At 45.0% G+C, this 8,257-nt stretch carries 6 protein-coding genes and 1 pseudogene; 3 read left to right on the top strand and 4 right to left on the bottom strand.

The features are described 5' to 3' along the window. Nucleotides 1-654 (top strand): hypothetical protein (locus ACWA6V_RS13090; protein WP_449522906.1); only part of this gene is annotated, 654 nt, incomplete at its 5' end. 66 nt (nt 655-720) lie between these two features. Here the strand turns inward: ACWA6V_RS13090 and ACWA6V_RS13085 are convergent. The 3 genes from ACWA6V_RS13085 to ACWA6V_RS13075 all read right to left on the bottom strand — a co-directional run bounded on the left by ACWA6V_RS13085 (nt 721) and on the right by ACWA6V_RS13075 (nt 2,858). Next, nucleotides 721-1,899, bottom strand: coding sequence for an acyltransferase family protein (locus ACWA6V_RS13085; protein ID WP_449522905.1), 1,179 nt, complete (start codon nt 1,897-1,899; stop codon nt 721-723). A gap of 85 nt (nt 1,900-1,984) precedes the next feature. Further along, the gene (locus ACWA6V_RS13080; protein WP_449522904.1) at nt 1,985-2,350 is read right to left on the bottom strand and encodes a DUF2956 domain-containing protein; all 366 of its coding nucleotides are present in this window, start codon (nt 2,348-2,350) and stop codon (nt 1,985-1,987) included. 34 nt (nt 2,351-2,384) lie between these two features. Continuing rightward, complete coding sequence (locus ACWA6V_RS13075) at nt 2,385-2,858, bottom strand: acyl-CoA thioesterase (RefSeq protein ID WP_449522903.1); 474 nt, start codon at nt 2,856-2,858, stop codon at nt 2,385-2,387. A 251-nt stretch (nt 2,859-3,109) separates the two neighbouring features. On the opposite strand from ACWA6V_RS13075, the gene ACWA6V_RS13070 reads away from it, so the two are divergent. Both ACWA6V_RS13070 and ACWA6V_RS13065 read left to right on the top strand, forming a co-directional pair. Further along, entirely contained in the window at nt 3,110-4,624 is a 1,515-nt protein-coding gene (locus tag ACWA6V_RS13070) for a mannan-binding lectin (protein WP_449522902.1), read from the top strand. Between the two features lie 618 nt (nt 4,625-5,242). Continuing rightward, nucleotides 5,243-7,957, top strand: a complete 2,715-nt coding sequence (locus tag ACWA6V_RS13065; protein ID WP_449522901.1) for a TonB-dependent receptor — start codon at nt 5,243-5,245, stop codon at nt 7,955-7,957. A gap of 88 nt (nt 7,958-8,045) precedes the next feature. On the opposite strand, the pseudogene ACWA6V_RS13060 reads toward ACWA6V_RS13065, so the two are convergent. Further along, nucleotides 8,046-8,257: pseudogene (locus tag ACWA6V_RS13060) on the bottom strand (family 43 glycosylhydrolase); the annotation flags it as partial.

Genomic DNA, 8,257 nt, shown 5'->3' with positions numbered 1-8,257 from the left:
GGGGCGCCATATCTGATAGTCACACATAACCAAATCTGGCGGCCTGGCGTTGTAGTCAATTCTCGCAAGCACAAAAAGGAGTCGCAGGTTACAACCTTTGATGGCCATACCAATTGTTTGTTACAAGATCCTGAAAACCTCTTTAAAGGGTTGTATAAAAAGGGGAAATTGCATGCATGGTCAAAAGTGTCAAAACGCAGCTTGTGGTCGCAGGGATTGCAATTTCCGGAAGGGAAATATTTTGAGGATATGGTGACGACTCCGCGCCTTGCGTTGGATGTGCGCACTTATTACTACTGTCCGCAAGTGTGGGTTCGCTATCGCCAGCGCGAAGGAAGTATTCTTGCTTCATTCTCTTTAAAAAAAGTAGACCACATGATGTCAGGAGTTGATGGTGTGTGGGCGCTATGGTCTAAAAAATTGCCAAATATGAAAGTCGCTACCCGTTATTTTTTTGTCCGCTTTTGCGTCCGAAATTACATTTCTGCAATAAAAGAAAGTCGGCGAATTGGTGAAAGTATTACGTTGGATAAAGCAGCCTATAGGTTGCGTCTCTACCATAATATTGGCATGGGTAGAAAGGGATTAGTTAAGTATTACCTGCTTAATGGTGATTTCTTTCGGCTTATGAAGGCGTTGAAAGTGCTGCAATAATGCAGCACTGCTTTTCTGGTTACAGCTGGTAGGGGAGGGATCTCCTGTATTGCCAATTTTTTAGTTCTACTGACTTGGTTGTAGTTTTTTATCTAGCGTTAATTCTGCTCTTGAATTCGATGGAAAATATTTTCCCCTAATATTCATAAAAGGTGTTTCTACAAAAAAGTAGAGAGCCCATCCGCAAAAAATACTCACCGCCATAATAATCACCACCCCGAGCCCGCCATTAATATCAATGCCATATTCTGTGAGCGGCACCTTCAATACCTGAAATATGGGTTTGTGAATTAAATAAATTGCATAAGACCAAAGTGCGATGCTCGCAGCGCCGGGAATTCGTATGCGATGTAGTATGGAGTTGGGGCTGAGTGCGGCGAGTACCAGAATGGCAAAGCTGATTGCCAGAAGCGAATAACCCAATGCGGTTACCGTCAATGTGGTTCCGTAGCCTTCGATGTAGGCATAGTTTCGAAATACATAAAACATTATTCCTGTACTTATTAAACCAATGGCTAATAAAAGATTTCCTCTGCGTAGTACTGCGGTATAGGTGGCAGGATGGAAATTTTTCAGCAGCGCAATCGCCACCCCGGGTAACAATTCATCAAAGCGGGTAAAGCTGGAGTAATAGATATGCTCCATAAAGGATTGCATAGAAATTGCTGCCTCATCATGTGCATACCAATTAAGTCCCCGTAGAAATATGGCGAGCAACATGGCGCTGGCAATTGCCATCCAAGCCAGTGGAATGGAGCGCTTGGTATAAGCAATAAGTAAGGCGATCACCGGAAAAATTAAATAAAACTGTTCTTCAATACACAGTGACCAGGAGTGTGTAAAGGTTTCGCCCGCGCGCAAATCCAGATTTTGGGTAAAGGTGAGAAACGACCAGAGTGGTGCTGTGTCTGTTCCACTCAGTGCAACTGGAAAAATAAAATAGAGCGCAAGCACAAAATAATAATTAGGCAGGGTGCGCAGGAAGCGGCGAATGTAAAACAGTTTGAGGGAAAAATCCTGCCGTTTGGCAAAGGCGGAAAGAATCTGGTTGCCAATCAAATAACCGCTCAATACAAAAAACAGATCGACACCAGTCCAGCCCAGTTGGCTCATAAACCCGAAAATATTTTCCCTGCTTACCACCACTTTGTAGTGATAGATCAGCACGATAAGAATGGCGATAGCACGAAGTGTGTCCAGGCCGTAAAGACGATTATTATTATGTACATCCATAGGGCGATTCATAGTTCTTCCTGATTGTTTATTCTGGGTTATTGTTAAAAATGTATTGTCATGGATTGCATTGTAGCGTCATCATTGATTGCTTTGTTCAAATAAAGACCTTTACAGCTGCTATGACCAAAAACAAACCCCACGATAGCGCAAGTAGCATCCAGGGTAAACGTGGATTGGTTTGCGCATTTATAGTTTCTTCGCTTTCATCTGCTGGTTTTTGTTGCGTTAATTGATTGGATAGTTGTTTTACTTTTTTTACCCGCTTATCCAACTCGCGTGTTTTTTCACTTTGCTGCCGCAAAAACATTTCCATTCCCCGTTGGATACCATTGGCAATCGCTTTGGTTTCAACCGGAGTTTGGCCTTCCGTTTTTATAGTGTTAGCAATTTTTAACGCTTCAGCGCGAAGATCACGAGCGTCTTTTTTCTGTTTGTTTTTTGCTACAGCGGGCTGCGTCATAACCTGAATCTCAAATGTGCTGGGTGAATAATGGTCAAACAAAAATCTGCATTTCCTCGCCAATTTTTTTACGCATTTCCATCAGTTTTATCGCTGTGGCATGTTGTTCTTTATCTTCATCGGTTTCCGGTATCCACGCAGGTACTTGGACGGGTTGGCCGGATTCATCCACGGCGACCATGATTACTATGCAATGCGTTGTCAGGCGGCGGTTGAGTGATTTGGGGTCGCATGCGTTCACTTCTATTGCAATATGCATGGACGATTTTCCGGTGTAGATAATTTTTGCACTGACTTCAACCAGATTGCCCACATGGATGGGCGAAACAAAGCGAATCCCGCCTGCATAGACGGTAACGCAATAGCGGCTACTCCAACCCGCTGAGCAAGCGTAGGCCGCGAGGTCAATCCATTTCATCACGGCACCGCCGTGAACTTTTCCGCCGAAGTTAACATCTTGCGGCTCTGCCAAAAAACGTAGGGTGATATCGCGTTGGGGGCTGCTCATGCTCTCATCTCTCCGGTCATCATTGGTCTGGTGTGGAGGATAAATCACTTTGGCGTTTTAATCACTCCATCTTGTGTAATCCCTACTCAACTTGCCGTCGCGTAATAGGCTGTAATAACTCATTCGCAATTCGCCAACTAGGCTGGTTACGTCTAGCGTTATCGACAGGGCGGATCATTCAGGGATTTGCCTTTATCGTTGCTGATACTTTGTATCAGTGTGATTATTTTCTGCAAAAGGATTAGATAGTTATGATGAAGAATAAATTCAATAAGAAAACCCGTGTAGCGTTAAGCGTCGCACTCTTGTGTGCAACTGGTTTTGGTGCAGCCAGTGCAATGGCTGCGAATGAAAAAGCAGCAACATCGTCAGTGGCTGCTGTGCCTTGTGCTGCTGACCCCACCTGGTTTACTGCTCCCAGTCTCCCAACCGAAGTGAAACAGAGTGCAGGAGTTGGCGATTCAACCTTCTGTGATTTTTACCAGTTCTCCTGGCAAACTTTTGCTTATTTAATGGCCCAATCCAAAGCTGATCCGAAAATCCGGAATTTTGAAGACACTGACCAATATCATGAGCTTGAAGTCAATGCCGATGGAACTCCGGCAAATTCTTGCGATGATAAACATGATTCCCACACATTTTTTATTCGTACCAGAAAGCCAGAAGAGGCGGGCACCGCTTTTGTCATTCCCGAGCGTATCAGGCAGGCGGGCGGCGGTGCAACTATTTATGACCAGAATGGCAATGTGGTCTATTACGATGTTCGTTTTAGTAAAAATATGTGTGATGTCAACGGCATCAAACAACAACAAAATTTTCCCGGCGGCACTACGGAATTAAAAACGGCATGGAAGGTATTAGGTAAGGGTGACGATGCCAGCAAATTTATTACCGTTGATGCGCAAATCGGTTCGGAAAAAGGTACTACCAAATTGGGGATGATTGGTTTCCACGTAGCGGTAGCAACACCGGATCACCCTGAATTTGTGTGGGCGACCTTTGAGCATAAAATTAATGCGCCCGATTGCTCAGCGCCTTCCACTACAACAGGCTGGTCCTTTGCGAGTCAAACCTGCACAGCCGATTTGCAAAGCAAAGATGTACTCGGCGTTGTGCAGTGCCGCTTTAATAATCCCTCCGCGCAAAAAAAGGTTACTGGCAACCCAACCGAAATTTGCCGTGAATATCCTTACGGTTCTGCTGAAGGTGATCTGAAATATTCGGAAAATGTTAGCGATATTCAATCGTTAAATGCGGGTGTGCAGCCGTATCTAACGGGTAATTTTGCGGTGTTGACGAATTATTTCAATGTGGGTGCACTTTGGGTTAGCGATATTACACAGGACTCGAATATCCCCAATAAAACCGGCTTGGCGCAAATTCCCAACCAGCGCGGCTCTTTACGTTTGGCCAATACCGTTGCTGAAACGGAATATCAGGCAGTGAATATGGGCCCGGCTACAACATTTATTTCCAATTGTTTTGGTTGCCACAATTATACCGGCACAGGGTCCCCCGCCTCTGGAAAAAATACGACGTCGGGCAGCTTAAGTCATATTTTTGATGATATCGCTATAGGTTCCGGCCAGTGTTTGGATGTGCAGGCGGCAAGCCTTATCAACAACCAACAGCAGGCGAATGCTAATTGCCCAAGCACCTGTGGTAATTCTTCATCGCAATTGAAATGGAATGGTCAGTGGACAAATCAGGATGCAAAAACCGGCCAGCAGTTACCCATGACAGTCTGTGGTTGTTGTGGAAAATAATTAACGCTTTTTTCGATTCACTTGTTAAACAAAAACCGCGCCCTCAACAAGGCGCGGTTTTTTGCTTAACGGGTTTCGCATAGTCTGGCTGGTTAACTTCATCTTCGCCTGCAGCCGTGTTCCTAACACAGGGCAGTTCAGGCCGCGGCCCAAACCTGGTTTCGGTGCTTATCATATTGGGATGTTTATCCTAATTTTTTAACTTTAACGATGTTTAAATCGTTTTTGTCGTTTATCCCAATTTTTCACCACTTGATATTACAAGTCTTATGTAACCGTTATCAAATTGGTGTAACCGTGCAATGTAAACGTATTCATTGCAAAAAGTGTGTATTAAATACACAAAAATATATTGTCCGATAAAATGTATCAGCCGGAGATTGCAAATATTTACAGTGACCATAATAATAATTTTAGGCCATCTGTGAGGATGCCTATTCCCCATGCTTGCCACTGCGTTGTGGTGGCTTTTTTAACGAATAGGTTTCTTGTGGTTGTCGGCCATAAAAAAGCACTTATAAAAAAATTAGCTCTGCAGCTAAATCCCATCGGCATGTTCGCGTCTCTAATACCAATAAAAACGAATTGAGTTCATCACAATAAAACCTGGGAATAGCCATGAGAAAATTCACTCTTAATCCGCTTGTGTTAGCCATTGCAGCTGCATCGCTGGCACCTGTTGTTCATTCACAAGACAATACTGTTGAAGAAGTTGTAGTGACGGGTAGTTATGCGCAGAGTTTGAAAAATGCGCTTAACGTAAAGCGCGAAGCAACCGGTATTGTCGATTCAGTATTTGCTGAAGACGTAGGTAAATTTCCCGACCAAAACCTGGCTGAATCGCTCGGGCGTATTCCCGGTGTTGCTATTGAACAGGACGACGGAGAAGGTCGTTCTATCACCGTGCGCGGCTTGGGTGATGCCTACACCATGATTACCGTAAACGGTATGCCAGCACAGTCACTTGCAGCAGGTTCAGGTGGTGTGCGCACCAGCCGTGCGTTTGACTTTAACGTATTTGCTTCTGAGCTGTTTAGCCGTCTGGATGTATACAAATCGACTTCCGGTGAATTGGAAGACGGTTCGCTCGGTGCGACTGTGGGTCTGCGTACCGCGCGTCCATTTGATTACGATTCATTTGCAGCCGCCGCAAACGTTGAAGCAGGCTACTACGATGGTTCGGGCAGTGTTAAGCCGCGCTTGTCCGGCTTACTGAGTTTCAATAACGATGTATTTGGCTTTCTGACGTCAGTTGCCTATTCACAAAAAGAAGCGCCTTTAACTGGCGCTGAAACAGGTCGTTGGAACCAACAGTCGGGATCTAACCGTTTTGTTTGTACTACTGCAAACTGCGGTGCAGATGCAAATCTTGTTCGCTCCTCGTGGCATCCACGTATTGCACGCTACGCTGATAAAACTAACGATCAGGATCGTTTGGGTGTTACTACCAGTTTTCAATGGCAAATTGCTGATGCGACTTTGTTAAGTGTTGATGGTCTCTATTCAAAAATTGATGTAACGCGCGATGAGCCATTTATGGAAGCCATTTCACTTGCACGTAATGATGCTACCGGCATGCGTCAAATGAGTGTGTTGGACTATACAGTTGATTCCAACTACACATTGGTTGCCGCTGAAGTGACCGATGCTGACTTCCGCTCTGAAGCGTTTCGTGCGGATTGGTCTTCTGAATTCACGCAGTTTTCTTTGGACTTGAAACATGAGTTCTCTGACAACTTCCGCATGAATATCTTGGCGGGTCAAACGGAATCGGTATTGGATAACCGCGAAGTCACTGTGATTTACGAACACTTTAGCAGCAACGACTCGCGCGATTACGTTACCTATGCCGACCCAAGCGATACCATCAGTTGGGATTACACCAACATGAAATCGCCGGTGCTTAATTACAGTTTCGATACATCAAACCCTGCTAACTGGGAATTCTCTGAATATCGTGACCGCGTTTACGATGCGACATCAGATACCGATATGGCACGCATCGATTTTGCCTACGATATCGCTGATGGCTACACCGTCAAGTTTGGTGCAACGCAAAAATCATACGGTTATGAAATTACCCAAATGCAAGCCGATAACCCGTTCTCTACTGTTGATGTAGCCAACGGTGGTGCAAAAGATGGTAATGCTTGCGGAATTACGCCAGCGCTCACTGCCGATGATGGTTTTGTTAAAACTGCGGGTGGCCAAACATTCTTCTACCCTGACTTTAACCGTAGAACTGAATTCCTTGATTCAGGCTGCTGGAAGTTCACTGCTGTTGCTAATAACACACGCCAAGTAGAGGAAGATGTGTTTGGTTACTTCGCGCAGTTGGATATAGATACCGAATTATTTGGCAACCGTTTGCGCGGTAATGTTGGTGTGCGTGAAGCGGAAACCGATTTGGTTGCAGGCGGCATCACCGTTGTAAATGGCACTGTGATGCCCGTTGTGTCTAAAAATAACTACAGCGATACACTGCCGTCGTTAAGTTTGGCTTATAACCTGACAGAAGATTTAGTGGTACGCGCTGCGGCAGCCAAAGTATTGGCGCGTCCTGAGTTAACTGATTTGAACCCGGGTGGATCTGTTTCTACTTTTGGTAACTATCAAGTGAGTTACGGCAACCCATTGATCGAACCATTCCGTGCTGACTCTTTTGATTTGGGTGTGGAGTGGTACTACTCAGAAGATGCATTGGCGGGCGTAACTCTCTTCCAAAAAGATGTTGAATCTTTCCCAACTTCTGAAGTTACCCAAGACGTTCCGTGGTCGCAACTCGGCTTGCCCGACAGCTTGCTCGGCGCACAAGCTGACAGCCTGCGCAATGAACCCTTTGACGTGAGCCGTAAAGTTAATGGTGGTGGCGGTAATATTCAGGGTGCAGAAATTTCCTGGCAACAACAGTTGTCATTCCTGCCTGGTCCAAATTGGGTACGTGGTTTTGGCATTCAGTCGAACTACACTCTGGTGGATGAGGCAGAGCTTGATAGTGGTTCGCCGATGAGAAACGTATCTAAAGATTCTTACAACTTCACTCTTTATTGGGAAGGTGAGAGATTTCAGGCGCGTATCAGTAACTCTTATCGTGGTGAATACTATTCCAATACTTCCAGCACTACTCCATGGCAGACTCGTGTAGTGGATGACAGTAATTACGTTGGTGTGTCAGCAAGTTATGACCTCACAGACCAACTGAAGATTACCTTTAAGGGCGTCAATATTACTGATGAATCCAAGCATGAATATGAAACTGAAGGTGTTGCTCGTTTAGTATTGGATCACTCAGCCGGCGCAAGTTACTTTGTAGGTGCCAGCTACAAGTTTTAATTAAATTTGTACGTTGTTAAAAAGGGATGCCAGTTAACTGGCATCCCTTTTTTATTTATCAACAATCAACAGCGCGAAATAATTTTTTTTACGGTAGTGCGCGATAAACCAAATTGCTAAAGCGCACTTTACCTTTACCTGCAGCATAAATCGCCGGGCGCAAACTCATAAAACCGTAAGCAACGTTGTGGTTGTAGCCAGTCACATCCATTTGCACACCGTATTTCGCCCAGGTTTTTCCTGAGTCAGTGCTGGTGTGAATTGTTAAAATATGGCGATTGTTGGTTACCCGTATACGCA

Source organism: Cellvibrio sp., from assembly GCF_053579595.1.
The sequence above is the reverse complement of the archived record's forward strand: the minus strand, read 5'-3'. Positions and strand labels throughout refer to the sequence as shown.

Bases quoted from the DNA above. Each gene is read 5' to 3' on its own strand.
- ACWA6V_RS13085 (WP_449522905.1), bottom strand. From the start codon at position 1,899: ATGAATCGCCCTATGGATGTACATAATAATAATCGTCTTTACGGCCTG.
- ACWA6V_RS13070 (WP_449522902.1), top strand. From the start codon at position 3,110: ATGATGAAGAATAAATTCAATAAGAAAACCCGTGTAGCGTTAAGCGTC.
- ACWA6V_RS13065 (WP_449522901.1), top strand. From the start codon at position 5,243: ATGAGAAAATTCACTCTTAATCCGCTTGTGTTAGCCATTGCAGCTGCA.
- ACWA6V_RS13080 (WP_449522904.1), bottom strand. From the start codon at position 2,350: ATGACGCAGCCCGCTGTAGCAAAAAACAAACAGAAAAAAGACGCTCGT.
- ACWA6V_RS13075 (WP_449522903.1), bottom strand. From the start codon at position 2,858: ATGAGCAGCCCCCAACGCGATATCACCCTACGTTTTTTGGCAGAGCCG.